We start from the raw sequence: 217 nt of genomic DNA on the forward strand, positions 1-217 counted from the left end.
CCAACGGCCCAGCCCAGCAGCGGGTGATCCGCCAGGCCCTCGCGAACGCCGGACTCTCCCCGGCCGACGTCGACGTGGTCGAGGCACACGGCACCGGCACCACCCTCGGCGACCCCATCGAGGCACAGGCACTCCTGGCGACGTACGGTCAGGACAGGTCGCGGGAGCGGCCGTTGTGGCTGGGATCCCTCAAGTCCAACATCGGCCACACCCAGGC

The 217-nt window shown here is 71.4% G+C and carries 1 protein-coding gene; it reads left to right on the forward strand.

What is annotated here, in order from left to right; translation table 11 throughout:
- The coding region (locus VR44_RS39950) for a hypothetical protein (RefSeq protein WP_045952603.1) at positions 1-217 on the forward strand (217 nt) is incomplete at both ends.

It is taken from the genome of Streptomyces katrae (assembly GCF_000966975.1).
Classification (GTDB): Bacteria; Actinomycetota; Actinomycetes; order Streptomycetales; family Streptomycetaceae; genus Streptomyces; species Streptomyces katrae.